Genomic DNA, 26,199 nt, shown 5'->3' on the forward strand with positions numbered 1-26,199 from the left:
GTTCATTTGCAAGGCATGGGCTGCACAGCCAGAACGCTTCAAGCTTGATCCGCTCCAGCAAATGCCGGGACTAAACAGCTAGATCAATTCCGGGAGCGGTTTTTCGTCCGCAATTGCCTGAAAACAAAGGCACAGAGCGGTTCGGCGTTTCCGCGAAACGGTGGATCGCTCGAGCAAGCCGATTGCCCTCAGCCCGCACCGGCAAGCGCGCTGCAGAAGCTTGCAACATCGGTGACAACGGCTTCGCCGAGAAAGCGTAGCGTCGCCATCGAGCGGTCGCGCGCTTCACGGTTGCCGAAGCCACAGGCATCCTCGATTACTACGGCGACAAAGCCATTGTCGGTCGCCTGGCGAACGGTCGGCTCGATGCCGATCTCCATGGCGATGCCTGCGAGCGCTATCGTGTGCACACCGCAATCGCGCAAGGCAAAGCCGAGCGCGGTGGAATCGAAGGCCGACATCGTGAGTTTGTCGAACACCGCCTCGTCATCGCGGGGTTCCAGCTCGGGCACGATCCGCGTCGCTTCGGCGTCGCGCGGGAACCACGGCTCAACCGTGTCGGGGCTGTCGCGCCGCTGCCAGGCCATGGCGGTGCGCAGCTGCGTCGCGCCCATCCATTTGCGCGGCAGCGACAGATGGCGCGTGAACGCCACCCGCATTCCGGCCATGCGCGCCGCTTCCAGCACCGTGCCGGTGCGCTCGATGATGGTCGCGGCGCCGGCGACCTGGCGGCAGATGCCGACCTGCATGTCGTAGACCACCAACGCCGTGCGGCGCGGATCGCACCACTCAGCCAGGCTGGTCGGGATTTCAATCCCGTCGCTCGACCGGATCATACCGCCGTCCGGTCCCACGGCTTGGCGATATCGACGGTCGGGTCGAACAGGAATTCCAGCGGCAATGGCGCGTCGAAGGCGATGAAGTGCCATTCCAGCAGCCCGGCCTTGGACAGCGGGAAGTCCTCGGTGTAGCGCCGCGCTTCCTCGACGCTGTCGAGCTCGAAGACGATGATGACGCCGCCAATGTCGCCACGCGCATAATTCTCGCGCACAATCCCCGCCTTCCAGAGCCGCCAGACGTTCGACACTTCGTCGCGCAGATAAGGCCGTAGGTCGTCGAGCGTGACGCCGGCCCTGAAATTGTCATAGGCAAGAATCTTCATCGGTCGTTCCTTGCATTGCTGTTCACCCAGCGCCGGGTAGCATGGCGGAATCGGCGGCGGCACCGAACGACATGGTGCGTTGAAACCGCCGCACGATTGCCGTCCTGTGCCGCGCGATCCCTGTGGGCGGCCGGGCGGCGCGGAATAGTTTTCGTGGAGGAGGAAAAGTGCGGTGACCATCGAAAGGCTGAACCCCGAGGGCATGCATAGCAACCCGGCCTATTCGCAAGGCGTGTCGTTGCCGGCGTCCGCGCGCGTCGTGCTGGTCGGCGGCCAGAATGGTGTCGACGCGCAAGGGCGGATCGTCGCCAGGGACGATCTCGCTGCGCAGACCGCTCAGGCGCTCTCCAACCTGGCAAAGGTGCTCGAAGCCGGTGGGGCAAAGCCGGAAGACCTCGTCAGCCTCTCGGTCTATATCGCCGGCGACCTGGATATAGGGCCGGCTTTCGGCGCCTGGATGGCCTTCTGGGCAAACCGTGGCGCGCCGCCGATCGTCAAGGTGCTGCGCGTCGCCGGCCTCGGTAATCCGGATTTTCTGATCGAGATCGAAGCCCAGGCTGCGATCGCCTGAACCCTAAGCAGGTTCTGCAAATCTTTTGCCCTGCGTGGACGCCCCGCACGGCAAAGCTTTCGCGAAATTCCATTCCCCTGCTGGCGGCCGGATTGGCACGATCTATCTTCTTTCCAACTGCAAACGGCTGGAAAAGACGGTAGGTTGCCGTCTCCAGGGCGGTTGCTCATTCTGGCAACGGAGCATCTGACATGAGCAAGCACAAGATCGTGGCACCGGATGATGCATCTTCCCGCCTGCGCCCGCCCTATGCCTCGGTTCTCGACCTGATCGGGCAGACGCCGGTCGTCGAGCTGACCAAATTCGATATCGGCAAGTGCCGGCTGTTCATCAAGCTCGAAAGCCAGAATCCCGGCGGCTCGATCAAGGACCGCATCGCGCTGTCGATGATTGCCGCCGCCGAAAAACAGGGCAGACTGAAACCCGGCGGCACCATCGTCGAGGCGACCGCCGGCAATACCGGTCTCGGGCTCGCCCAGGTCGGCATCCCCAAGGGCTACCGCATCATCCTCGTCGTGCCCGACAAGATGTCGCGCGAAAAAATCCAGCATCTGCGGGCGCTCGGCGCGGAAGTGCGCATGACGCGTTCCGACGTCGGCAAGGGTCATGCGGAATATTACCAGGATATGGCCGAAAAGATCGCCGCCGAGCTGCCCGGCGCCTTCTATGCCAACCAGTTTGCCAACCCGGCCAATCCGGACGCCCACGAGACCACTACCGGGCCGGAAATCTTTCAACAGCTCGAAGGCGATGTCGATGCGGTGGTCGTCGGCGTCGGCTCCGGCGGCACCCTGACCGGGCTGGGCCGCTACTTTGCGAAAGTCTCGCCGAAGACCGAAATGGTACTCGCCGATCCGGTCGGCTCGGTCCTGGCGCCCTTGATCAAGACCGGCAAGATGGTAGAGGCCGGAAGCTGGACCGTCGAAGGCATCGGCGAAGATTTCGTGCCGCCCAATGCCGATCTGTCGCTGGTCAGGAAGGCCTACTCCATCCCCGACAAGCAAAGCATGCTTGCGGTGCGCGACCTGCTTTCGAAGGAAGGCATTCTCGCCGGCTCGTCGTCCGGCACGCTGCTTTCGGCAGCACTCCGCTATTGCCGCGAGCAGACCGTGCCGAAGCGCGTCGTTACCTTTGTCTGCGACAGCGGCAACAAGTACCTGTCGAAAGTCTTCGACGATTTCTGGCTGGTCGAGCAGGGCCTGGCCGAGCAGGAGCAGCATGGCGATCTGCGCGACCTGGTCATGCGCACGCTCCGCACGGGCGATGTCGTGTCGGTCGGCCCCGACGAAAGCCTGCTCAACGCCTATGGCCGCATGCGCCGCTCGGATGTCTCGCAACTGCCGGTGCTGGACGAGGGCAAGCTCGTCGGCATCATCGACGAAAGCGATATCCTGGCCAAGGTCGAAGGCCCCTATGACAGCCGCTGGGACCGATTCAAGGCCCCGGTCAGTACGGCCATGACCACCAATCTACACACGCTGCAGGCCAGCCAGACGCTGGACGCGCTGCTGCCGGTGTTCGACCGCAACGAGGTCGCCATTGTTTTCGATGGCGACGAATTCATCGGCCTGATAACCCGCATCGACCTGATCAACCATCTGAGGCGCGCCCGATGACCGTCAAAGCCACCCTTTCGGGCAGCAACCGCCTCGCCTTCTCGACGCGCACCATCCATGGCGGCCAGAGCCACGACCCGACGACGGGCGCGGTGATGGTACCGATCTACGCCACCTCGACCTATGGCCAGCAGAGCCCGGGCGTGCACAAGGGCTTTGAATATGCCCGCAGCCAGAACCCGACCCGCTTTGCCTTCGAGCGCGCGGTGGCCGACCTCGAAAGCGGCGCAGCCGCCTTCGCCTTCGCTTCCGGGCTGGCGGCGATCGCAACCATTTTCGAACTGCTCGATTCAGGCGCGCATATCGTCGCCACCGACGACATCTATGGCGGCACGTTCCGATTGCTTGAGCGGGTGCGCAAGCGCTCGGCCAACCTCCAGGTCGACTTCGTCGACTTCACCGACCTTGCCGCGGTCGAAGCGGCAATCCGCCCGGAGACCAGGCTGCTCTGGGTCGAGACGCCGACCAACCCGCTGCTGCGGGTCGTCGATCTCGAAGGCGTCGCCGCACTGGCCAGGCGCAAGGGCGTGCTGTCGGTCGCCGATAACACTTTCTGCAGCCCCTATCTGCAGCGGCCACTGGAGCTCGGCATCGACATATCGGTCCATTCGACGACGAAATATCTCAACGGCCATTCCGACATGGTCGGCGGCGTCGCCGTGGTCGGCGACAACAAGGATCTTACTGAGCGGCTGAAATTCCTCCAAAACGCCATCGGCGCCATTTCCGGGCCGTTCGACAGTTTCCTGGCGCTGCGCGGACTGAAGACGCTGGCGCTGAGGATGGAGCGTCATTCGTCGAACGGCCAGAAGATCGCGCACTGGCTGAAGAGCCGCCCCGACATCCGCCGCGTCATCTATCCCGGCCTGCCCAGCCACCCGCAGCACGCCATCGCCAGGCGGCAGATGCACGCCTTCGGCGGTATGATCACCGTCGAGCTCGACCGCGACCTCGCCGGCACCAAACGCTTCCTCGAGCACACGCAACTGTTCACGCTGGCCGAAAGCCTCGGCGGCGTCGAAAGCCTGATCGAGCACCCGGCGCTGATGACGCACGGCTCGATCCCGGCGAAAAAGCGCGCTGAGATTGGGATATCCGACTCGCTGGTGCGGATGTCGGCCGGGATCGAGGATGGCGACGATTTGATTGCGGATTTGGATCAGGCGCTGGCTAGTTGAACCCGGTAACAGAACCTTGCGAGGGGGCGTGAAGGATCGCCAACGAGCGGCGCTTGTTCTGCATCGCCTCCGGTATCTTATATTCTATTCTGTTTGACCTTGGTGCCGTCCGGCAGAATTGTAGCCTCTTGATCCACCTTACCTGACTCCGGAAGCTATGAACCACCGACAACGCAACCAACCGCCGGCAAGCGACGCCCCCCTCACGTTCGCCGTCCTGGTCTTCCCTGGCTTTCCGATGATGGCGTTCAGCTCGGTGATCGAGCCGCTGCGTGCCGCCAATGTGCTGGCCAAGCGGGACTGCTACCGCTGGATCATCGTCGGCGCCGCCGAGGGCCCGGTGGAGGCCTCGAACGGCGTCGTCATCCAGCCCGGCTTTGCCCCCCATGACGCGCCGAAGGTCGATCGCATCGTCGTCTGCTCGGGCGGCGATGCCGATCATCTCGTCGCGCACGATGCTGTGAGCTGGATCCGCAAGAGCCTGCGCGGCGGCGCCCATATCGGTGCGGTGGCGGATGCGGCGTTCTTCCTCGCCCGCGCGGGCCTGCTCGACGGCCATTCCTGCACCTTGCACTGGACCAGCCAGGCGGCTTTCATCGAAGCGTTTCCGGATATCGAGCTCAGGCGCGATCTCTATGTCATCGACCGCAAGCGCTTCACCTCGGCCGGCGGCGTAGGCAGCCTCGACATGATGCTGGAGATCGTCACTAGCGACTATGGCGCCGAGCTCGCGGCCGGCGTCGCCGAATGGTTCGTGCACAGCCCGCTGCGCTCCAGCGTCGACCGCAAGCTGATGCCGCTGCGCCTGCGCACCGGCGTGCAGAACGAACTGGTGCTGTCGGCCATCGCCATCATGGAGGATGCGGTCGAGGAGCGGCTCGGCATGGCGGAGCTGGCGGGGCGGCTTGGTGTCTCCTCCGATAAGCTCGAACGCAATTTCCGCTCGGAGCTCAGCATCTCGCCGAACGGCTATTACCGCCGCCTCAGGCTTAAGCGCGCCGCCGATCTCCTGGCGCATTCGACGCTGATGGTGCGCGACGTGGCGCTCGCCTGTGGGTTTGCTTCGATGTCGAGCTTTGCGCGGGCTTTCAGGGAAGAACATGGCCACGCGCCGAAGGTGATGCGCAGGCATTAGGGACTGCGCGCTGACGCGGCGCAACGACGGCGGGACAGCGCCCCCCTCTGGCCTGCCGGCCATCTCCCCCACAACAAGGGGGAGATCGGCAGCGTCGACTGCCGCGCCCTCCTCTTCGCCACTCGTGATTAGCGAAAGCGGAGGCAACGGCCAATCTCCCCCCTCGTGGGGGAGATGGCCGGCAGGCCAGAGGGGGTGCTGTCCCGCCAACCTGTCTACGGCATCTGGCACGACATTTGCGGTTTTCCGCACAATGGCGGTACGTCGTTTGCTCCATGGTCTGCCTTTCCAGGAGGCACCATGAGCATCGTCGTTTTCGACCCCGACAGCACCGAGGACGTGGATTTCAAGGATCGCATGCGCCACCCGGCTGCGGCCGATCCGGCCGGCGGCATGTGGTTGTCGGATACCGAGCCGTCCTTCATCGATGCTGACGCGCTGCGCAAGGGGCGGCTCGCCAGGTTGCGCACCTGGATGCGCGAGACCGGCTATGGCGGAGTTGTCTTGTTCGACCCCTACAACCAGCGCTACGCTACCGGCTCGCGCAACATGTTCGGCTATTTCCTGCGCAACTCGACCCGCTATTTCTTCATCCCGACGGAAGGGCCGATCGTGTTGTTCGAATATCCGCAGAGCTACCATGTCTCGATGGTGCTCGACACGATCGATGAGGCGCGTCCGTCCAAGCTGGTCTGGTCTTCGGTGTCGGGCCGTGACGATGAAACCGCCGGCCCGTTCGCCGATGAGATCGCCGAATTGCTGAAGGCGCGTGGCGGCGGCTCGATGAAGCTCGGGCTCGACCGCTGCAGCCATCTGCAGGCACTGGCGCTGGAAAAGCGCGGCTGCGAGGTCCGGGATTGCCAGGGCGAGATTTTGGCGGTGCGCGCGGTCAAGACGCCCGAGGAAGTAAAATGCCTGCAGGTGTCTATGGCCGGTGCCGAGGCCGCGGTCTATGCGGTGCGCGAGGCGATCAAGCCCGGCGTTTCCGAAAACGAGCTGTTCGCCATCATGTATGGCGAGGTGATCCGACAGGGCGGCGAGTTCATCGAAACCCGGCTGCTGACCTCGGGCCAGCGCACCAATCCGTGGTTCAACGAGGCGAGCGGCCGCAAGATCAGGCCTGGCGAACTTTTGGCGCTCGATACCGACACGATCGGCTGCTACGGCTATTATTCGGATTTCTCGCGCACCTTCCGCTGCGGGCCGGGCAAGCCGACCGATTATCAGAAGTCGCTCTACCGTATGGCGCACGACCAGGTTCAGCACAACATCGGGGTCGTCAAGCCCGGCATGGCGTTTCGCGAGATTGCCGAAAAGGCCTGGAAAATCCCGGACCGCTTCGTCGACCAGCGCTATACCTCGGTCATGCACGGCGTCGGCATGCATGGCGAAACGCCGTTCATCGCGCATGCCATGGACTACGAGACCTATGGCCGCGACGGTGTCATCGTACCCGGCATGGTGGTCAGCGTCGAAAGCTATATCGGCGAGAAGGGCGGCCGCGAGGGCGTCAAGCTGGAGGACGAGATCCTGATCACCGAGACCGGCACCGAGCTCCTGTCGCGCTTCCCCTATGAGGACGATTTTCTGGAGAAACAGGTTTGATGCCCCAACGCTTCGTCATCCTGGGGCGCAGCAAGGAGCGCAGCGACGCAGCGCAGACCCCAGGATCCATGCCGTTACATCGAGGTGACGCGACGGTGCAGTATTCTGCTCCGCTGGGCGCTTCGGCCGAGGCCACAGCATGGATCCCAGGGTCTCCGCGACGGAGCTTCGCTCCTGCTTCGCCCTGGGATGACGAAGTCGGGAGAGCTTTTCAGCCAATCTCCACGGCTTGCGCCAGCCCACCGAAAGAAACAGCGTTGGCCGGGAAGCCAGGCGCATTCGCATGAAAAGCCCGATCTCCATCAAACGCGGTACGGTGGCCGCCGTCTTCATCGATCTCCAGGAGGAGCATCGGCGGGACAAGCGCTATCTGGTCGAAGGCTATGGCGACATCCTCGCCAACGTCCAGCGGCTGCAGGCGGCGGCGCGGGCCAATGATGTGCCGCTCTATCACTGGGCCTATGTCGTCGATCTTGCCACGGCGCGGCCGTTCCACCCGGTCGAGGCCAACGGCAAGTCGGCTTTTTCCGACAAGGACGATCCGCTGACCGCGATCTGCCCGGAGGTCGGTCCGGCCGCCGGCGAGACGATGCTGGTCAAGACCGATGCCAGCGCCTTCCGCGCCGGGCCTGCCGCCGAGCGGCTGAAGGCCGACGGCATCGAGTGGCTTGTCGTTGCCGGCGTCTGGACCGAGGCCTGCATCGATGCCACCGTCAAGGATGCGGTGGCGCTCGGGTTTCGCGTGCTCTTGGTCAAGGATGGCTGCGGCAGCGGCAGCACGGCGATGCACCAGACGGCCATTCTCAATCTCGCGAACCGGCTCTATGGCGGCGCCGTCACTACCACCGACGGCGCCTGCCGGCTGCTGGCCGGCGAGACGGTCGAAGCCTGGCAGGTCGAGGGCTCGGTGCCGCTGCGCTTCAGCTATGAAAATGCCGCCCGGCTCTACGCCGAGCTCTGAGCGGCACCGCGCAGCGATGATCACCGAGGCCGATCAACCCGAAACGAGAGGGCGCGGAAAATACCAAACGCTGCTCGATTTGGAGCTGTGGGCCTATATCGACCGGGTCAATGAGTGGTATCCGCCCGAGATCGTCTACATGCCGATCGACAGGCAGCGGGCGGTCTATGATGCCATGTGCTGGGCGGTTCGCGAGCCCTATCCGCCCGGCGTCAAGGCCAGCGACAGCGCGGTTTCTGCCGTCGACCGTGCGATCCCGGTGCGGCGTTATCAGTTGGCGGGAACGGCGCCGCAGGCAACGGTCGTCTATTATCACGGCGGCGGCTTCGTCCTTGGCGGGCTCGACAGCCATGACGACATCTGCGCCGAGATTTGCGCCGGCACTGGCTTTGCCGTTCTGTCCGCCGACTACCGGCTGGCGCCCGAGCATCTGCATCCGGCGGCCTTCGAGGATGCGCTGGCCGTATTCGAATGGGCTGCGGCGACGACCGGCCTGCCGATCGTGCTCTGCGGCGAAAGCGCCGGCGGCAACCTGGCTGCCGCAGTGGCGCAGGCGACACGGCGCCATCCTCGCCATGCGATCGGCCAGGTGCTGATTTATCCCGAGCTCGGCGGTGATGAGCTAGGCGGCCCCGAGCTGGACGGCAAAGCGCGCACCGGCTCCTATGTCGAGCACGCCGAGGCGCCATTGCTGACATTGCGCGATCTCGAATTCTATCGGCATATCCGGGCAGGGAAGGCGCAGTCGCCGGACGACCCGACATTTTCGCCGCTTAGTGACAGCGACTTCTCCGGCCTGCCGCCGACGGTCATCGTCACTGCCGAATGCGACCCGCTGTCGTCGGACGGCCAAGCCTATCGCGACCGCATCCTTGCCGCCGGCGGCATGGCATGGTGGCGCGAAGAACCGCGGCTGGTGCACAGTTTCCTGCGCGCCCGCAAGACCGTGCCGCGCGCCGGCGAGGCCTTCGAGCGCATCGTGGCGGCGATAGCCGCGCTGGGCGGGGGTGACTGGCCGGAGTGACGCGGACCGTCCTCCAAGCTCCACAGTCGCGGAACAGCGCACAACAACTGCGGAAACTCGAACACTGCTGCGATCAGGCCAGCCCTATCATCACGCCACGTAAGGAGCCGGCATCCGCGATGCGCAGGCCCGACAGGGAGGATACGATGAAATTCATGCTGACCGACCGAACACTGCATCCGCAGGCCGGACCCGTCGCCGACGGCTTCAAGAAAGGCCAGATGAACCGGCGCGAATATCTCGCCACCATGGCTGCGCTCGGCGTCAGCGCTGCCGGCGCGCTGGCGCTGGGCGGGCTTGCTTCGTCACCGGCCAGGGCCGAGGAGGCGAAACGCGGCGGCATCTTGCGCGTCGCCATGAACGTCAAGGGCTGGAAGGATCCGCGCACTTTCGACGGCGTCGAGATGTCCAACGTCGCCCGTCAGTGCAACGAATATCTAGTGCGCTGGAACCGCGACTTCACCTTCGAGCCATGGCTGCTCGAAAGCTGGGAGACCAGCGACGACGCACGCGTGCTGACCCTGCATGTCCGCAAGGGCGTCACCTGGTCGAACGGCGACACCTTCAACGCCGACGATGTCATCCACAATCTGACACGCTGGTGCGATGCGTCCGTCGCCGGCAATTCGGTCGCCGCGCGGATGGGCGCGATGGTCAACGCCGATACCAAGAAGGTCGTCGACGGCGGCATCGAGCGCGTCGACGATTTCACCGTCCGGCTCAATTTGCCTAAGCCCGACATCTCGCTGATTGCCGGCATGGCCGATTATCCGGCGCTGATCATGCATCGCAGCTATGAAGGCGACGGCGATCCGCTGAAGGCCTTGGCGATCACCACCGGGCCTTGCGAACTCGTCGCATGGAACGCCGAGGTCGGCGCCGAAGTCCGCCGCAAGGACAAGCCCTGGTGGAAGGGCGAGTTCTATCTCGACGGTATCAAATGGGTCGACTACGGCTCCGATCCCAATGCCATGTTGTCGGCCTTCGAATCGGGCGAGATCGACACCGACCATGAAACCGCCTCCGACACGGTTGCGCAGACCGACTCCATGGGCCTGAGCAATTCGGAAATCTCCACCGGCTCGACCATCGTCGCGCGGTTCAATATCGGCAATCCGCCCTATGACGACATCAAGGTGCGCCGCGCCGCCCAGCTCGCCGTCGACAACGCCGCCGTGCTGAAGATCGGCATCGATAACCGCGGCAAGCCTGCAGAGAACCATCACGTCGGGCCGATGCATCCCGAATATGCCGATATCGGCCCGGCCGTCCGCAACATCGATCAAGCCAAAGCCCTGCTCGCCGAGGCCGGCAAGGCCGACCACGAATACGAGCTCATCTCGGTCGATGTCGACTGGCAGAAGAGCACCGGGGACGCCATCGCCGCGCAGATCCGCGAGGCAGGGCTGAAGATCAAGCGCACCGTGCTGCCGGCCGCCACCTTCTGGAACGACTGGAGCAAATATCCTTTCTCCTGCACGGAATGGCTCGGCCGGCCGCTCGGCGTCCAGGTGCTGGCGCTCGCCTATAAGTCTGGCGCCGCCTGGAACGAGAGCGCCTATGCCAATCCGGAATTCGACACTTTGCTCGACAAGGCGCTGGCGATGCCAGATCCCGGCGCCCGCAAGGAGCTCATGGCCAAGATCGAACAGAATCTGCGCGATTCCGGCGTCATCATCCAGCCCTACTGGCGCTCGGTCTACCGCACTTACCGCAAGGGCGTGCTCGGCTGCGAGCAGCACCAGTCGCTCGAGCAGCATTTCGAGAAGGTCTGGCTTGAGACGTAGCCTCCTGCTGCGTAGTGTTAGTTGACGGAAACCGAAGCGGCAGCTTTGCCGATCTCGACAAATGATCGCCTCCACACGCACTGGCGCTGTCATTTGTCTGAAGCGGTTGTCTGGTGAGGATTCTTAGCCGGCGGTGCCAGCTCTCGAAATCTCCTGCCCCAGCCGAACCGTCTCCCGCACGAGCAGGTCCAGATCGTCGCGCCGGGTGCGGTGGTTGTTGATCGCTACCCTCAGGCAATGCTGGCCATGCACCGTCGTGTCGGAGATGGCGGCGATGCCTTCTTCCTGCAGCCTCAGCATGATCTCGGTGTTGAGCGCTTTCAGGCGCTCAGCGTCCAACCCATCGGCGCGGTAGCGAAAGCAGACGATATTGATGTTGATCGGCGCCACCAGTTCGAGCGCCGGTTCGGCCTCGATCAGCGCACCGAGATAGTGTCCTTGCGCGATGTTCTGGTCGATCAGCCGGCCGAACTTCTCGATGCCGTGCTCTCGCAGCGCCATCCACACCTTCAGCGCCCGAAAGCCGCGCGTCGTCTGCAGGCCGTAATCGTGCAGCCATTGGCCGGAGGCCAGGCCGCGCGGCGTCGATTCCAGATATTCCGGCGTCACCGCGAACGTGCGGCGATGCGCGGAGGCATCCCGGATCAGCGCGCAGCCGACCTCGAAGGGCGCGTGCAGCCATTTATGCGGATCGAGCGCGATTGAGTGGGCGTGCTCGATGCCGGCGACGCGATGCGAATTGTCCGGCGCAATCGCTAGCAAGGCGCCGATGCAGCCGTCGACGTGAAACCACAGATCTTCTTTTGCCGCCAGGTCAGCCAGCGCTCGCATATCGTCGATTGCGCCCGTGTTCACCGTGCCGGCCGTACCGATTACGCAGGCCGGCTTGAAACCGGCGTCGCGGTCCTCGGCGATCGCCGCCCGCAACGCAGCGATGTCGATCCGCAGCCCGGCATCGCTCGGGATGCGGCGCAGCGCCCGGTGGCCGAGGCCGAGCGCCTCCATCGCTTTGCGATGGCAGGAATGAAGCTGGTCGGAACCGTAGAAACGCAGCGGCTTGTCGATCCCGGCAACGCCGTGCTCGCGTATGTCGATACCCGCTGTGGCGTTGCGCGCCACGGTCAGACCGATGATATTGGCCATCGAGCCGCCGCTGACCAACGTGCCGCTGGCCGATTGCGGAAAGCCCATCATTTCCTTGCACCAGTCGACGACCTGGTTGTCCATCAGCGCGGCGGCATGGTTGCCGCCGCCGAGATTGGAGCCCTGGATCGCCGCCAGGAAATCGCCGAGCGCGCCGGTGAAATTGCTCGAGCCCATATACCAGGACCAGAAGCGTGGATGGACGTTGCCCATCGGATAGGGCATCAAGTTCCTGGTTATTTCGCCATACACCTCGGCTAGCGGAGCCGGCGAACGCGGCAGCGGTGCCGTAAAGAAAGCCCTCACATCAACCGGCATCTCCTGCCACACCGGACGCTCTCTGACATTGCGCAGGTAAGCGAGGGCATCGTCGACGATCCGATGCGACAGGACCTGCACCTCGGCCCAGTCTGCGGGGTCAAGCGTTTGTTCGCTGGCCGTGACGGCCAATCCAGGCTTCGTATCCATGCGGGCCGCTCCCGATGTGCCGCCGTCACGCCGGAAACTGGCAGCCGGGCGTCGACTGCGAAAGCGCAGTCTCCTCGGCGTCCATCTCCGCCTCGATGCCGTCGAACAGCGGCGTCGTCATGTAGCGTTCGCCAGTGTCGGGAAGCATGCAAAGGATCACCGAACCGGGCGCCGCTTTTTCCGCGATCTGCCGCGCCACAGCGAAGGTCGCTCCGCCGGAGATGCCGGTGAAAATCCCTTCCTTCTGCGCCAGCGCCTTGGCCCATTTCATGCCCTCGGGCCCGGCGATCGGCACTACCTCATCATAGAGGCCGGCGTCGATCGCCTCCTGCAGCACGTCCGGAATGAAGTCGGGCGTCCAGCCCTGGATCGGGTGCGGCTCGAAGGCCGGATGGCTGGCGGCAGGCGCGCCGTCGGCGGCGCGCTGCTGCGGCTTGCCGCTGCCGATAAGCTGCGCATTGGCCGGCTCGGCGAGCACGATCCGGGTCTCCGGCCGCTCGCGGCGCAGCACGCGTCCGACGCCGGCGACGGTGCCGCCCGTGCCGTAGCCGGTGACGAAGCAGTCGAGCCGGGCGCCGGCGAAATCGTTGATGATCTCGCGCGCCGTCGTCGCTTCGTGAATGGCGGCGTTGGCCTTGGTTTCGAACTGGCGGGCCAGGAACCAGCCATTGGCTTCGGCGAGATCCACCGCCTTCTTGTACATGCCGAAACCCTTCTCGGCGCGCGGCGTCAGCACCACCTTGGCGCCCAGCATGCGCATCAGCTTGCGGCGTTCGATGGAAAAACTGTCGGCCATCGTCACCACCAGGGGATAGCCCTTCTGGGCGCAGACCATGGCAAGGCCGATGCCGGTGTTGCCGCTGGTCGCCTCGACCACGGTCTGGCCCGGCTTCAAGGCGCCGCTGCGCTCGCCCTCTTCGATGATGTTGAGCGCCAACCGGTCCTTCACCGAGGCGGCGGGATTGAAGAACTCGGCCTTCACATAGATCGTCACTTGGTCCAGTCCGAGGTTATTGATGCGGATCACCGGCGTATCGCCGACAGTATCGAGAATGCTGTCGAACAGGCGGCCGCGCCCGGCAGTGGTTCTGATTTTCTGTTGATGCAACATGTCGATCTCCTCGCTTTGTCGTTGTCTCTTGTCGTCACGGGCCGGTTACAGACCGGTGGCTTGGGCGGCGAGGTTTCGAGACCTTGCCGCGCTACGGTTCCCTGGCTTGCCGGCAATGGGGTTCCGGCAATGGCGGCATCCGGCGCGGAACTTCGCTGCCGGATGCACCCCATCGCGTTTGGTGATAAAACAAAAGCCGACTGGCCAGCGTGGGAGCAGGCGTGGAAACGCACGTGGAATCCGCCCGATCGAGCCTCCACGGCGAGGTGGCAGGCCTTTCCGTGCGCCTGCTCGGACCGTTGACGATTATCCGCAACGGCACCTCCGTCGAGCTTCCGAAGTCGCGCAAGCTTCGTGCGCTGTTCGCCTATCTGGCGTTGGCGTCGCATCCGGTCGGCCGCAGCCGGCTCTGCGAGCTTTTGTGGGACGTTCCAAACGACCCGCGCGGCGAGCTTCGCTGGTGCCTGAGCAAGCTTAGAGGCATCCTCGATGAGCCGCATCATCGCAGGGTCGAGACACCAGGCGACACGATCGCGCTTGATCTGAAAGGTGCTTCCGTCGACGCTGTCGACATAGCCTCGGCCGCTACCAAGGGTGTTGAGGCGCTCGATCTGGAGCGGCTGCGGGCCCTGTCCGGAATGTTCGCCGGCGATTTCCTCGATGGGCTTGAGATCGACCGCAGCCCACATTTCTACAGTTGGCTGATCGCTCAGCGCCGCCGCTTCAGCTCTTGGCACGCCGCAGTCCTGGAACATCTCGTCAACAAACTTCCGGCGGATGCCGACGAAATGTCTTCGCATCTGGACAAATGGCTGGAACTCGCTCCATTCGACGGGCGCGCGCATGTGGCTCTTCTGAAAAGGCTGGCGCAGCGCGGCCAGTTTGCCGCGGGCGAGGAACATCTCGCTTCCGCGGCGCAGCTGTTTGCTTTCGGAGGATCTGGATTTCGGAGCCGTTCGTGAGGCATGGCGGATGATCCGCAACGAACGACCTGCCGCGACGCTCTGGGCGCGACCTTCACTCGTACCCGCGGCCCCCCACGCCTCAATTGTGCTTGCCAATTCCGACACTGCTGCATCGCAGAAGGCTTCGCTTGCCGTGATGCCGTTTGCCGAAGAGGCGGCTGGCCGCGGCCCGCGCGGTGGATTGGCCGACGGCCTGACCCACGACATCATCACCCGCCTAGCCAAGCTCAGGGATTTCTTCGTCATCGCGCGCGGCTCGGTGTTTGCGCTCGCCGAAAAAAACATTGCGCCGGAGGATGCCGGCCGGCGGCTCAATGTCGACTATGTCGCCACCGGCACGGTGCGCTGCCAGGCGGGCCGGGTCACCGTCGCGGTCGAGCTGGTCGAGGTGCGCACGGCGAGGATCGTCTGGGCCGAGACGTTCGAGCGCAAGCCGGACGACATCTTTGCCGTGCTCGATGATATCGGCAACAGCATCGTCTCGTCGATCTCGGCCGAGATCGAGACGGTCGAACGCAACCGCGCCATGCTGAAGGCGCCCAATTCGCTGAACGCCTGGGAAGCCTACCACCGGGGTCTCTGGCACATGTATCGCTTCACCCGCACGGAAAACGAGCAGGCCCAGCATTGCTTCGATATGGCCTTGAAGCTCGATCCGACCTTCGCCCGCGCCTATGCCGGGCTCTCCTTCACCCATTGGCAAAATGCCTTCCAGCGTTGGGGCGACCGCGACCAGGAAAGCGCCCTGGCCTTCGAGGCAGCCGGCCAGAGCCTACTCGTTGACGATCACAATCCGGCCGCTCACTGGGCCATGGGACGGGCCCTGTGGCTGCGCGGCGAGCAGGACGGCTCTCTCGTCGAGCTGGAACGCGCCGTCGACCTCAGCCCGAATTTCGCGCTTGGCCACTATGCGCTGTCGTTCGTCCATTCGCAGTCCGGCGATCCGCGGGCCGCGATCGGCTCATCCGACCATTCCAGGCACCTGAGTCCCTTCGATCCGCTGCTGTTCGGCATGTTGGGCGCCAGGGCAATGTCGCATGTCCGGCTTGGCCAGTTCGACGAAGCCGCCGAATGGGCGCTGAAGGCAGCCGCGCGTCCCAACGCTCATGCCATCATCCTGGCGATTGCCGCGCATTGCCTTGCACTGGCGGGGAGGCTGGAGGAGGCTCGAAGTTTCGCCGCTGCGCTGCGCAAGATGCTGCCGAGCTACTGCGCCGACGATTTCATCGGCACCTTCCGCTTCGAGCCGGACGCCGAGGCGCTGTTCCGGCAAGGCGCCAAGCGGATCGGGCTGGGGTGAGACAAGGCGCGGTTAGTCGGGCTTTCCAAACCGCTCATCGCGGCTGGCGCCACGAACATCGCCATGTCCGAAGCCGCCTTTTCTTCGTGTCGCGGAGATCCGAAACGTCGTGAATTCCAAATTTGACGGCTGCTTCACGCGTTGGGCAAATGCAGAGTTTTCTTTCGGCCTGCGCAACGGGCTGGTTGGGTTCGAAAAATACCACGATAGATCGCGATTAGGGCGATCATGTAAAATTCGGTCTCGTCGCGCCTTTTGTAGAGCTGGCGCAAAATTCACATAAACAGAATAGTACTGGTACTAACAAAGGATCAATAAGAACAAACTAATGAAGCATTCCAGAATCTTGCTGCCGACCACATTTCAGTACCCGCTAAGGTAACCAGTGCTGATTCCGAAATATTAAGCATTTGCAAAATTCAATCCTGCGATGTTGGGATTTGTCCTTGTCATAGGCTGACTCGGATGCAATTTCTCGGAAGCACAGCCGCGTCAGCGGATTGTCGAGACATGCTTGGGCGGACGGGGCGCTAAGCATGGAGAGGAATATTGACATTCGCTAATGCGGCGGCTCTCGCCGGGAGCGTTCCCTCCTGCGTAAGAGACTACGGCAACCGTCGGCTAACTCGTCGAATGCATCGCCCACGGCCTGGCTCTCGTTCGAAGGCCGGTGAAGCTTTGCCCTCCTCGGATTCGCGCCAGACTTCGCGGCAAGAGCGGGGATCGCCGCCTGCAATGACCCTCCGATATGGACGACGTCCGCCGCCAGCCAGTCGGAGGAATGAATCGTGAAATTCGTAATCTGTGCGGCCTTGGCCACTGCTTTGATGGCGATCTCCGGTTGTACCACCGACGACTACGATGATTGCCGCGGAAGGGGCTGCCTGGTTGATCAGTCCCATAAAGGGAGCCGGAAGATAGACGACCGTCCGCAGTTCGACAGGAACGGCAATCCCAACTTCGATACCGGGGGCCGTTACATCGGCTGCCATGGGCTCGGATGTAAAGTCGACGATCCTGATGACGGGGATCAAAGCATCGACGACAGACCGCAGTACGACAAGGAAGGCAATCCCAACTTCGATACGCAAGGCAACTACCAAAGCTGCCGCGGCATCGGCTGCGAGGTCGATACACCGGACGACGACGATTCCGATTAGTGGCCGACCTTGCCGGCGAGGGCAATTTTTGGGGAATCCCGTCCGTTATTATGGCTCTGGCCATGCCGACTTTCGCCTTTGCCCAGGAAAAGTGCTACGACGCCGCCAAGGATCAGGCCTCGCTGAACGCGTGCGCCGATGCCGCGTTCAAGAAATCCGACAAGAAGCTTAATGAGCTTTACAAGCAGATCGAAGCCCGCCTGAAAGATGATGCGGATACCAGGAAGCTTCTTGTCCAAGCTCAACGGGATTGGGACAAATTTCGCGACGCCGAGTGCAGTTTCCAGACTTCAGGAGCGGCCGGAGGAAGCGCAATGCCAATGCTCATCGCGCAGTGCATGGACAGCCTGGCGCAATCCCGGGTCAAAGACTTCGAGGGTTACCTCAAGTGCAAGGAGGGCGATATGAGCTGCCCCGTTCCGGCCGCGAACTGACTTGCCGGCGAGCGTGGCGTCGCAGCCCAGCACGAAGCATGCGCGGGGTATCGTCATTGAATGGGGGACCCGAAGGAGGTGGATCGTGAGACGCTATAGATCACTGCTCGCAAGTACGATTGCAGCATCTGCCCTGTTGGCGTGTGCCGCGCCGGCAACAGCTCAGGGTGATATGGGCTTCGACGTTAACGTCACGCTTTCCAAGAAGGCAGCCGCCAAGCTCGCGGCTGACAAGGAGGGAATTGTCGTCCTCGCCTCCTATTACGGTGACCCGAAGCGGAGTGCCGAGAAGCACGCCAACGAAGTCGGCCAGATCGATCTCACGCCGCAGGACGAAGAGGTCGAGATAGCGGGCACAGCGGGCCACGCCCGCATCAGAGGCACAAAGGTCGACATGAAGCGTCTCGACTGGCTTGCCGGCCCTCCCGAGGTCAACGTCAACGTTGCGTCGGCGCGCAAGAGCAGTCCGGACAATCTGCTCAGCTGCGATTTCATCGACGGTCCACTAAGCGATGTCCAAAGGAAGCCTGTGACGCTTCATTGCGGATTGATCGAAGAAAATGTGGACACGAAGTTGAGGCCATAAGGCTTACAAAATCATGACGCCTCGTTACCGGCGCCAACGCAGATTTTTGGCGGCATGACCTGCTTTACTCAAGGGAGGTAAAGGTTCTCATGCGCCGATTGTTCGCTGCCTATTTCTGCCTGGCTATCATGTCCTTGCCTGCCGCCGCCTACGCCGAGCGCCTTTGTGGCTGGTACTCCAGTCCGACACCCGGCAACCTCGTCCTGACCGACAGTGACGGGGATTGGTGGACCCAGATGCAGGGGCGACCGGATCCCAAAGGCATCGACAATGTGCCGGCCTTTGACGAGCGGCAATTCGTTGAGACCAATGTGCCTGGTTCGGGTCACGGCTACGGATGCGCGTGCATGACCATCGTAACCAACGCCAAGCAGCAAAAGATCACCAGAGTAATCTCGGGCGAAATCCTTCCGCTGGTGCGCTGCCGCAACGACAGATCGCTGCCTAACCCCGACGGATAGGCGCAATACGCTGACGCTATTGCGCGCTACGGAGCTTCGGCCGGTGAAAACCCGTCGACGTCTTAGAGAACAACGCCGTACTCTCACTCTCGCCATGGTTCGCGGCGAGGCGTTTGAAGGCGCGCTTGCCATATTCCGCGCTACGCAAGCTACACAGGCGCCGGATACACATCTAGGAACGCTGTGGTCGCCCCTTCCGCCCGCCGCGCGATTTCGCTCCGATTTGGCCACGTGGCGGTGGAAAGCAGGAGGCCGAGCATCAGGCTGCCCCACAACAGCCCGGCAAACTGATCGGCCATCTCGGCCGGATCGCCCTCGAGCAGTTCTGCCGCCTTTGCTCGGCTCATCAGCTCGTGCAGCGCGCCGCGGCTGGTCCCGATACCGATCTCGTTCAGCATGCGGCCGGGATCGCTGATCTCGCGCAATAACTGCGCGCCGAAGCTCGCAAGCGTCTGCCGCAGTGTCTCGCGGTCGCGCAACTCGGGCCGATCGGTCGGTATTTTGAACCGCTTGGCGCGCTCGCTGACGCAGGCCGTCAGCATCTCCTGCTTGCTGCCGAACAGCGCATAGAGCTCGCGCTTCGACACCCGCGCCCTGGTCGCGATCTCGAGCGTGGAGGTTCCGGCAAAGCCGCGTTGAGTAAATGCGGAAAACGCCGCCGCCAGGATTCGCTCGCGGGGAGACGCCGCATCGAGACCTTCGTGCGCGAAGGGCGCGCCGAATTGCTGGCGAAGTCGGCCTGAGTCGCTACAGCCGCGGCGACTGAGCGACGGCGCCGCGGCGAGAGCCTGCGGCATGCAAGGGAATGACTTGCCGTGGCTGCTTAATGGACAGCACAAAAGCTGGCCAAGAGCTTTTGTAAAGGCAGAACTCTTGAAAAACATCGGCATCTGGAACTGTACACGCCTGCATTGCTAGACGGCACGCCTTCGTTCCTGCAAAGCTGCTGATCGCGGGGCCATTGGCAATCCGCAGGTCGGCGGGTTCAGGCAATGCTCATTGAAAAATGGGCCGCCGACTTTCCTTCTTGGCCGTAAAGCTGCTCGGGTTGTCGCTCACAATTGTCGTCTCAAAGTGACTGTTCTGCCGTGGGCTTCCCGTCAGGTACAAGACAATAGACTATCGTTGGTTGTCATTGAAGCAGATGGTCCTTGTGTCGATCTGCCTGCAGTCGAGGCCCATTCCACTCGGAATCCAGCAATAGCAACGTCCTGTCGAGGTCGATCTGAAATTCTTGCGAAGCTACGGCGAGAGGAGGCAAAGCGCCTTCTCGGCGATAGGCAAGCCGCCAGAGCTTTCCACCTTGCCGGGTGACAATCACGTGAAGCCGCCCCCCATCACTGATCTTCCGGGCGGATTCGATCTTTTTTAGCGTGCGCAACCGAGCGTCGGACAGCGGCATTGTTGGTATCCCTTGTGGCGCGCTACCACCAATGCAGCAGCAACACCAACAAATGCGCTGGATACCAACGCACGGCTTCGGACAGTGCCGGACCATGCGCAAAAAAAGCCCGGAAAGTCCGGACTTTTTGTTAGGCGTTCGGTTTGTCTCGGACTGTCCGAAACGGGAATTTGGTGCCCAGAAGAGGACTGGACGTACTGGGCACCACATGCATTGATTCTATTGCAGAATTTCTTCTCAACTCGTGGAAACTGTACCCGACCTTGTACCCGAGTTGCAAGGGCCGATATCGCATTTTGAGAGCCGATAACCTCGCACGGTAAACGAGATGGTGTCAGGCGAAATGCCTGTCCCACGGCAGTTCAAAGTCTTCAACATGGTCATGTTTCCGAGAGTGCTTTGCTGCCATCGTCGATAGGATTTTTTCCAAAGCCTGCTCGGATTGGAGTAGTCGAGCCTCGCTGAACGCGTGGCGATCGTCAGGATCGAAGTGCCGCTTTTCGTTCTGGATGTGGACCCGATTTCTGAGCTTTCGGAGGTCGTGAAGCTGTTCATAGAATTCGCCGGGCTCTCCGAAGAGATCATTGGTTTGCGCCTGCACGATGTACAGTTCGAGCTTGTCGATCCTTATCATCCCCTGCAATTTTGCGATGATGGCCTCGGCCAGATTTGCGACCCCCTCGCGCGTGTGGTTTCTCACCCTGAAATAGAAGTCATGCAGAACGGCGTCGATGATCGACACGTTCGTGATGATCATCGGCTTAAGAAGGTAGACGCGTTGCTGTGGATTACCTACTGCCCGGTAGTCATACAAGGTTTTCAAGACTTTCAGATTGAACACGATGTTGTCGCCGAGCTTGAAGTCGCCGATGAATCTGCTGGAGATCGTAAAGGGCATTGGTCTCACGCTGCATTTGGAGTTGCATGTTTCTCGACGTAGGTCTCGACGAGGAACGTTGCCACGGCACCGGCCGTGTTAACCGCCAGACTAGCGTGGCGCGGCGACGGCTTCACCGGTAGACGCCCGCCGCGACCATGGGAGTCGGACAGCCGGTTGCGGAGCGTACCGATGCCATTGACGAGATTCATGGCTCCGCCAAGGATCGCCTTGATTGGCTCTTCGATGTGCTGGTCCGGTGCGAGGTTTAGCGCCTTCGCCGCCATCGAATAGAGCTTCGGCAAGTCTTCCTTGTCCGTGTACGAGATAGCACATTCGTCGAGGATGCGCTTGCATACGGTCTCCAGTAACGTGCGCGCGACCGTGATAGCACCTTCCGGGTCACTGGACCGCCGCGACAGGGCTTTGTTCCAGACTACGTGGACACCCTCGGCATCAAAGGTCTCCAGCGCATCCGAGACCAGTTTGTCGCCGGGTGCTCTCCCTTTGTCTTCCAGATGATCCATGATCGGCGTGAAACCCGCGCCGATGATGACCCGGCGCTCCGCATAGGTACCAGCCTCGTATTTGATCCAGCCCCAGAACGATGACAGGTTACGATGCGTCCTGACAAAGGTCGGCAATAAGGCCTTTAGCGTGTCGTCAGCAACCAACTCCCGACGTAGGTGCTCGTAGACATCTGTCTGGCTGGAGCCACCGGTGGCGCTCTCGATTAGGATGCTTTCCATCATCGAGACGCGCTCTATCACCGAGTCGGGCAGTTCGGATTCGTCAACCATGGCGTCGTGTCGTCACCCTGTCCGCTTCTTGTTCATATGTTCTCTCGCCTCCCGCTCCAGCTTCTTGGTCCACGACTCCAAACCTGCGACAGTGCGGTCAGGCATCTTGCCCAAAATACCCTTAGCAGCCGCTTCCGCCTGTCGGCAGAAAAGCTTTGTGCATCGTAGCGGTTGGCCCTTGCCATCTCGGAAGTCGAGACCGAGGACAAGCAGGCTGTCCACCGCTTCATCGTCGGTGGCGTCGGCCGTGTCGTACTGGTCCTCGTGATCGTAGTAGCGGTCCTCGATTTCAATCCGTTCGTCCGACCACGCAGGAAGCTGGCTGTAGCCGTCCGGCAGATTGAACAACGTGTCGTTCTCGACGATGCCGAAGGTTCTCATTGACAGATCGTTGATGCCGGAATCCAACTCCGGTGTGAAGACGCCGCGAGTTGGCGTGTAGAGCCGTAGCTTGTCTTCCATTTCCTGAAATCCGGGCAGGTCCAGCATTCGGATCGGCGGAGCCAAAGTGTTCGCCGCTACCGGTTTGGTTTCGCCGGTTAGTTTATACCACTCTTCATGTCGTTTCTTCATCGGAGCCAAGTCCTCGAATCGCAATTGCGCATATTCTACATCGTGGACGGCGGAACAGATACGAAACAAACGGGAATTCGCCAGTCCACACAGGGGGTTGTGGATTGTGGGGACCGCGCCATTTTATACTTGGGTTCGGGAGAAGCGGCATGGGCATCGCGACGGCAACCGTATTGGCGCGTCGTATCAATCGCAGCGATGCGTGACATCGTACCATGTGGCAGAGTGAGAGGTATATGTGAGGATGAGATCAGATTTCAGATATCATGCGACCTCGCAGAATGCGATGTATACTTCGAAAGTAAGAACTATTACATATTTGTAACAAGGCCGCCGTCAAGTTTTGCTTGACGGATTGCGGGAAATGTGTGCATAAGAGGGGCGGAAAAGGAAGCCGTTTCGAAAGCGGCGCGACGTGGATGGTCCCAACTGAATCGTCGCGCCACCTTTTCCCCGACGCGGGGCGCGTCGTGTTAGACATGAACCGCCCTGTTTTCGAAATCGGTAGTCCTTTCCAAGACCTCTCCGAAAACGTGGCACCCCTTGGCAGCGTGCGTAAGCGCGGTGATCGACCGTGCCCGCCTTTCGGAAAGTTAGTCCTGTGCCTGAGTCCCTCCCGGCCGATGCTTCGGCCACCGATCTTCAAACCCTCTTCAAGAAAACGGTCCATGGCCGCTACGGCGTCCGTCTGGCATTCCGCGATAAGGCGCGCGCCAACAGTGCCGTTGCCCTCTTGTCGCCGTCCTATGTCCTGCACGGGCCGAAGGATGACCTTCACCTCGTCTATCTGGTTGCTGGGGAGGAGGGCGCGCGGCTGGATGTACTTGTCGGCGAATGGCAGAAGCGTGACACCGCCGACGCCTTCGTCGAGTTCGACGTGATCGAGCCGGACGACGAGGAGTTTCGCCTTGACGACGAGGATGTTGACCATCTGGCAAGCGGCGGGGATTTCGATATCCGGCCGGTTGACGAGATCGAGGCGAAGTTGTTCCCGGCTGGAGAGGTTGAGCCCGAGTCGAGTGCAGACGAGGCTCAATCCGACAGTGTGAGGACTTCCATTGAAGACGCTCTCGCAGCCGGGAAGCCGTTCTTCGATGCCACGGTCACTGGGCAGATTGTGCCCGGTGTTCTGGATCACCCGTTTGTTGGTTCGAAGCTTCATAGCCAAACGGATTGGAAGGCGGAGAACGTCTTTGCGGACGTTCGCAGTCTTTACCGCCACGTCGCCGAACATAAGGTGAGTGACAATAAGAAGGGACCGGGCATCACCGCTTGCCACCTCGCAAAGGACAAGGAAACCGGCAAGGAGCGGCGCAAGAAGCGCAACGTCGAATCGAATGGCGCTTTCATGTTCGACTTCGACGGCGGCCAGACGACGGACGAAATTCTTGGCAAGTTTGAAGCATTGGAGGTCACCTTCGGAGCATATTCCTCCTACAATCATTTGAAGACCGAAGGCGTTCACAAGCTTCGTGTCATCCTGCCTTTCGAGCAACCTTTCATTCCCGATCAATACGGAGATCGGGAGAATCGCGCCGCCGCTGTCTGGCGTTCGTCTCTGGATGCGTTCTGCGAGAAGCACGGCTTGGACCTCGATCGCAATGCGCGGGACGTGACACGCTTTATGAACAGCCCGAGGCACCCGAAGGGTGGACAGTTCTTCTCCCGGATTCATGTGGGATCGCTCTACAAGATGGCGGTCGTGCTCCCCGAGGAACGGCCTATTGCGCGGATCGCAAAAGCGCGTGGCTTCACCCTCTCGTATGACTCTACCGGCGAGGCCTACGTCGCGGACGGCACAGGCGTCGATTTCTTCCTGTCTCTGACCGGTGACGGGGCAGACCAGCTTGGATTCCACAATCCTATTTACCGGGTCCTGTGTTCCTATTTCTCGCCGTCGAATGAAGGACCTGACGCGGAAGCTGGTCCGATCGTGCAGCGGCTCCGGCAGACAATCGAGAAGGCGGAGAAAGTCGGTCGAGAACAGAGTGAAATCGATCGATACATGTCTGAGCCGTACCTCGCAGCCGAGGTCGAGAACGCTCGCGAATTCATCCGTGAGCGACAGGAAGCGGATAAGGCAGCAAAGCAGGCTAGGGCTGATATCTTAGCGGAAGCCTTCGAGGTGGCCAAAAAGATGAGCATTCTGACTCCCGACGAAGAAGTTCAAGTGCTCTTGCAGAAGTTGGTTGCCGTCAGTGAGCGTGAGGCGGAGCGCGTCATTGCCGAAGTCAAGAAGCTAACCGGGACGCCCATCGGGCGCTTGCGGGAAGACTATCGGAATCTTCGCACGAAGCAGGCAAAAGGTAAGGCCAGGTCGCCCTACCAATTCGAAACGGTGGAAGCTGGCATCGCGGCGCTGAATAAGGAGATCGCCATCGTTGAGCGCGGGACCGATGTGATGATCGTCCAGAAGCGTGAGGAGCAGGACGGATGGAAGACGATCCGCGCCGCCGAGACGGTCTTCGCGCCTTGGGAAATCGGCACCGGTTCCGATATGGAGCCACTTTTCCCATTGTGGCGGAAGTCGCATCTTCGCGATTACCGCACCGATGTCGTGTTCAATCCCTATCGGCACGGTGCGATCGATCCCACGCCGAGCGAACACTACAACCTGTACAAGGGTCTCGGGATCGAGCCGGGAATGAGCGACTGGATGTCCTACCAGCGCCACGTCTTCCACATTGTCTGCAACGGCGACATGCGCCTGTTTCGGTTCTACATGTCGTGGATGGCGGACCTGTTTCAAAACCCAGAGACAAAGCCGGGCACCGCTTTGATGGTTCGCGGTTTGAAGGGCACGGGCAAGAGCATCTTCACGGTTCCGCTCCAGCAAATTCTTGGGCTGCGCCATAGCGTCAAGGTGAGCAACCGCAAGCACCTCACGGGCAACTTCAACGGCCAGATGGCCGGGAAGATGCTTGTGATCGGGGAGGAAAGCTCGTGGGGCGGTGACAAGGAGGCGGACAGTTCCTTAAAGGATCAGATCACCAGCGACACCATGTTGCTGGAGAACAAGTTTGCCGATCCCGTGCCGATGCGAGACTACCGGCGATTCATTATTATTTCCAATGCCAAGAGCGTCGTGCGCGCAACGCCGGACGAACGCCGGTATGCCGCAACCGTCGTGAGCGATGCTCGGATCGGAGACAAGGTTTACTTCGACACTTTGGCGGCGGAAATCTACGGCGGAAAGACCGCTCCCGCCATGTTGCACGATCTTCTCAATCTCGACGTCACTGTGGACCTGCGCAACCCACCGAAGACGGCCGCACTAGCTGATCAGATCATCAACGCTCTCCCGGCCGATGAGCGGTGGATTCGCGGCGTGCTTCTCTCCGGCTCTTTCACCGGGGCCGCTGGCGTTGACCTTCTGGACGAACGCACCGCCGAGAAGTGGTTGACAGAGCCCATCAAGGTCACCAAGGAGATGGTGCGCGAGAGCTATCGGTCGGCGGTGAAGCCATACGACGGACCTGCCGACCCTGGTACGATCGGCAAGTTCTTCGTTAGCAAGTTCAAGGGAACCGACGCGGAGATCGACGACACTCGGCCGGGACGTGCTGGGCGGGACTATGTGTTGCCTCCGCTCCCGGAAATGATCGCCGCCTATGAGCGCGAATGGACGCCGCTCAATCCTGAAACGACCGAGGATGAGAATGACTTCATCCGTGTAATGGACAGGAACGACCCGGATGAGCGCAGTCAGGTCGAGACCGACGCCGACGATTTCATTAACTCGTTTTTCAGGCGGTGACGGACGGGTGACTCCATGGACTCCACCGGCTCCACGGTGAATCGCAGTTGACCTGCCACGGGTAATTTCCTCCATCTGAGATTAGAGTCCGGCCTCGATTGAAGGACGGACTGATGAAGAGAA

Annotated in this window: 22 protein-coding genes and 1 pseudogene; 14 read left to right on the forward strand and 9 right to left on the reverse strand. The window is 61.7% G+C overall.

Annotated elements, in window-relative coordinates:
* Positions 1 to 188: 188 nt before the first annotated feature.
* Complete coding sequence (locus tag AC0L2P_RS30555; RefSeq protein WP_473506808.1) at positions 189 to 836, reverse strand: cysteine hydrolase family protein; 648 nt, start codon at positions 834 to 836, stop codon at positions 189 to 191.
* Positions 833 to 1,162, reverse strand: coding sequence for a hypothetical protein (locus tag AC0L2P_RS30560; RefSeq protein ID WP_473506809.1), 330 nt, complete (start codon positions 1,160 to 1,162; stop codon positions 833 to 835). Before AC0L2P_RS30560 ends, AC0L2P_RS30555 begins: the two co-directional genes overlap by 4 nt.
* Positions 1,163 to 1,334: 172 nt before the next feature.
* Here AC0L2P_RS30560 and AC0L2P_RS30565 point away from each other — a divergent pair, with 172 nt between their 5' ends.
* The 8 genes from AC0L2P_RS30565 to AC0L2P_RS30600 all read left to right on the forward strand — a co-directional run bounded on the left by AC0L2P_RS30565 (position 1,335) and on the right by AC0L2P_RS30600 (position 11,039).
* Entirely contained in the window at positions 1,335 to 1,733 is a 399-nt protein-coding gene (locus AC0L2P_RS30565) for a RidA family protein (RefSeq protein WP_473506811.1), read from the forward strand.
* Between the two features lie 191 nt (positions 1,734 to 1,924).
* Entirely contained in the window at positions 1,925 to 3,349 is a 1,425-nt protein-coding gene (locus tag AC0L2P_RS30570; protein WP_473506813.1) for a pyridoxal-phosphate dependent enzyme, read from the forward strand.
* Positions 3,346 to 4,527 (forward strand): cystathionine gamma-synthase, encoded by a 1,182-nt coding sequence (locus tag AC0L2P_RS30575; RefSeq protein ID WP_473506814.1) that lies wholly within the window; start codon positions 3,346 to 3,348, stop codon positions 4,525 to 4,527. Before AC0L2P_RS30570 ends, AC0L2P_RS30575 begins: the two co-directional genes overlap by 4 nt.
* 157 nt (positions 4,528 to 4,684) lie before the next feature.
* Positions 4,685 to 5,662, forward strand: a complete 978-nt coding sequence (locus AC0L2P_RS30580) for a GlxA family transcriptional regulator (protein WP_473506816.1) — start codon at positions 4,685 to 4,687, stop codon at positions 5,660 to 5,662.
* A gap of 300 nt (positions 5,663 to 5,962) precedes the next feature.
* A complete protein-coding gene (locus AC0L2P_RS30585) occupies positions 5,963 to 7,267 on the forward strand; it encodes a M24 family metallopeptidase (protein WP_473506818.1) in 1,305 nt (434 codons plus the stop codon).
* 283 nt (positions 7,268 to 7,550) lie between these two features.
* Positions 7,551 to 8,228 carry an isochorismatase family protein gene (locus AC0L2P_RS30590; protein WP_473506820.1) on the forward strand — a complete coding sequence of 226 codons (678 nt, stop codon included), beginning with the start codon at positions 7,551 to 7,553 and terminating at the stop codon, positions 8,226 to 8,228.
* 16 nt (positions 8,229 to 8,244) lie between these two features.
* Positions 8,245 to 9,252 (forward strand): alpha/beta hydrolase, encoded by a 1,008-nt coding sequence (locus tag AC0L2P_RS30595; protein ID WP_473506822.1) that lies wholly within the window; start codon positions 8,245 to 8,247, stop codon positions 9,250 to 9,252.
* A 146-nt stretch (positions 9,253 to 9,398) separates the two neighbouring features.
* A complete protein-coding gene (locus AC0L2P_RS30600; RefSeq protein WP_473506824.1) occupies positions 9,399 to 11,039 on the forward strand; it encodes an ABC transporter substrate-binding protein in 1,641 nt (546 codons plus the stop codon).
* Positions 11,040 to 11,162: 123 nt separating this feature from the next.
* Here the strand turns inward: AC0L2P_RS30600 and AC0L2P_RS30605 are convergent, their stop codons facing one another.
* Both AC0L2P_RS30605 and AC0L2P_RS30610 read right to left on the reverse strand, forming a co-directional pair.
* On the reverse strand, positions 11,163 to 12,650 hold the full coding sequence (locus AC0L2P_RS30605; protein ID WP_473506826.1) for a pyridoxal phosphate-dependent decarboxylase family protein: 1,488 nt from the start codon (positions 12,648 to 12,650) through the stop codon (positions 11,163 to 11,165).
* 25 nt (positions 12,651 to 12,675) lie between these two features.
* A complete protein-coding gene (locus AC0L2P_RS30610) occupies positions 12,676 to 13,761 on the reverse strand; it encodes a PLP-dependent cysteine synthase family protein (RefSeq protein ID WP_473506828.1) in 1,086 nt (361 codons plus the stop codon).
* Positions 13,762 to 13,994: 233 nt separating this feature from the next.
* Between AC0L2P_RS30610 and AC0L2P_RS30615 the strand changes: the two are divergent.
* The 5 genes and pseudogenes from AC0L2P_RS30615 (at position 13,995) to AC0L2P_RS30635 (ending at position 18,667) form a co-directional block, all read left to right on the forward strand.
* Positions 13,995 to 16,026: pseudogene (locus tag AC0L2P_RS30615) on the forward strand (transcriptional regulator).
* Between the two features lie 788 nt (positions 16,027 to 16,814).
* Positions 16,815 to 17,186 (forward strand): hypothetical protein, encoded by a 372-nt coding sequence (locus AC0L2P_RS30620; protein ID WP_473506830.1) that lies wholly within the window; start codon positions 16,815 to 16,817, stop codon positions 17,184 to 17,186.
* 50 nt (positions 17,187 to 17,236) lie between these two features.
* Positions 17,237 to 17,620: a lysozyme inhibitor LprI family protein gene (locus tag AC0L2P_RS30625; RefSeq protein WP_473506848.1), complete on the forward strand. Its 384-nt coding sequence runs from the start codon at positions 17,237 to 17,239 to the stop codon at positions 17,618 to 17,620.
* Positions 17,621 to 17,705: 85 nt separating this feature from the next.
* A complete protein-coding gene (locus AC0L2P_RS30630) occupies positions 17,706 to 18,206 on the forward strand; it encodes a hypothetical protein (protein ID WP_473506832.1) in 501 nt (166 codons plus the stop codon).
* An 89-nt stretch (positions 18,207 to 18,295) separates the two neighbouring features.
* Entirely contained in the window at positions 18,296 to 18,667 is a 372-nt protein-coding gene (locus tag AC0L2P_RS30635; protein WP_473506834.1) for a DUF4087 domain-containing protein, read from the forward strand.
* A 149-nt stretch (positions 18,668 to 18,816) separates the two neighbouring features.
* Here AC0L2P_RS30635 and AC0L2P_RS30640 read toward each other — a convergent pair whose 3' ends face one another.
* The 5 genes from AC0L2P_RS30640 to AC0L2P_RS30660 all read right to left on the reverse strand — a co-directional run bounded on the left by AC0L2P_RS30640 (position 18,817) and on the right by AC0L2P_RS30660 (position 22,319).
* Positions 18,817 to 19,464 carry a TetR/AcrR family transcriptional regulator gene (locus AC0L2P_RS30640; RefSeq protein WP_473506836.1) on the reverse strand — a complete coding sequence of 216 codons (648 nt, stop codon included), beginning with the start codon at positions 19,462 to 19,464 and terminating at the stop codon, positions 18,817 to 18,819.
* A 335-nt stretch (positions 19,465 to 19,799) separates the two neighbouring features.
* On the reverse strand, positions 19,800 to 20,069 hold the full coding sequence (locus AC0L2P_RS30645; RefSeq protein ID WP_473506838.1) for an Arm DNA-binding domain-containing protein: 270 nt from the start codon (positions 20,067 to 20,069) through the stop codon (positions 19,800 to 19,802).
* A 334-nt stretch (positions 20,070 to 20,403) separates the two neighbouring features.
* On the reverse strand, positions 20,404 to 20,967 hold the full coding sequence (locus tag AC0L2P_RS30650) for a hypothetical protein (protein ID WP_473506840.1): 564 nt from the start codon (positions 20,965 to 20,967) through the stop codon (positions 20,404 to 20,406).
* Between the two features lie 5 nt (positions 20,968 to 20,972).
* Positions 20,973 to 21,746: an abortive infection family protein gene (locus tag AC0L2P_RS30655; RefSeq protein WP_473506842.1), complete on the reverse strand. Its 774-nt coding sequence runs from the start codon at positions 21,744 to 21,746 to the stop codon at positions 20,973 to 20,975.
* Positions 21,747 to 21,758: 12 nt separating this feature from the next.
* Positions 21,759 to 22,319 carry a hypothetical protein gene (locus AC0L2P_RS30660; protein WP_473506844.1) on the reverse strand — a complete coding sequence of 187 codons (561 nt, stop codon included), beginning with the start codon at positions 22,317 to 22,319 and terminating at the stop codon, positions 21,759 to 21,761.
* A 601-nt stretch (positions 22,320 to 22,920) separates the two neighbouring features.
* On the opposite strand from AC0L2P_RS30660, the gene AC0L2P_RS30665 reads away from it, so the two are divergent.
* Complete coding sequence (locus AC0L2P_RS30665) at positions 22,921 to 26,076, forward strand: primase-helicase family protein (RefSeq protein ID WP_473506846.1); 3,156 nt, start codon at positions 22,921 to 22,923, stop codon at positions 26,074 to 26,076.
* Positions 26,077 to 26,199: the final 123 nt, after the last annotated feature.

It is taken from the genome of Mesorhizobium sp. WSM4836 (assembly GCF_055811815.1).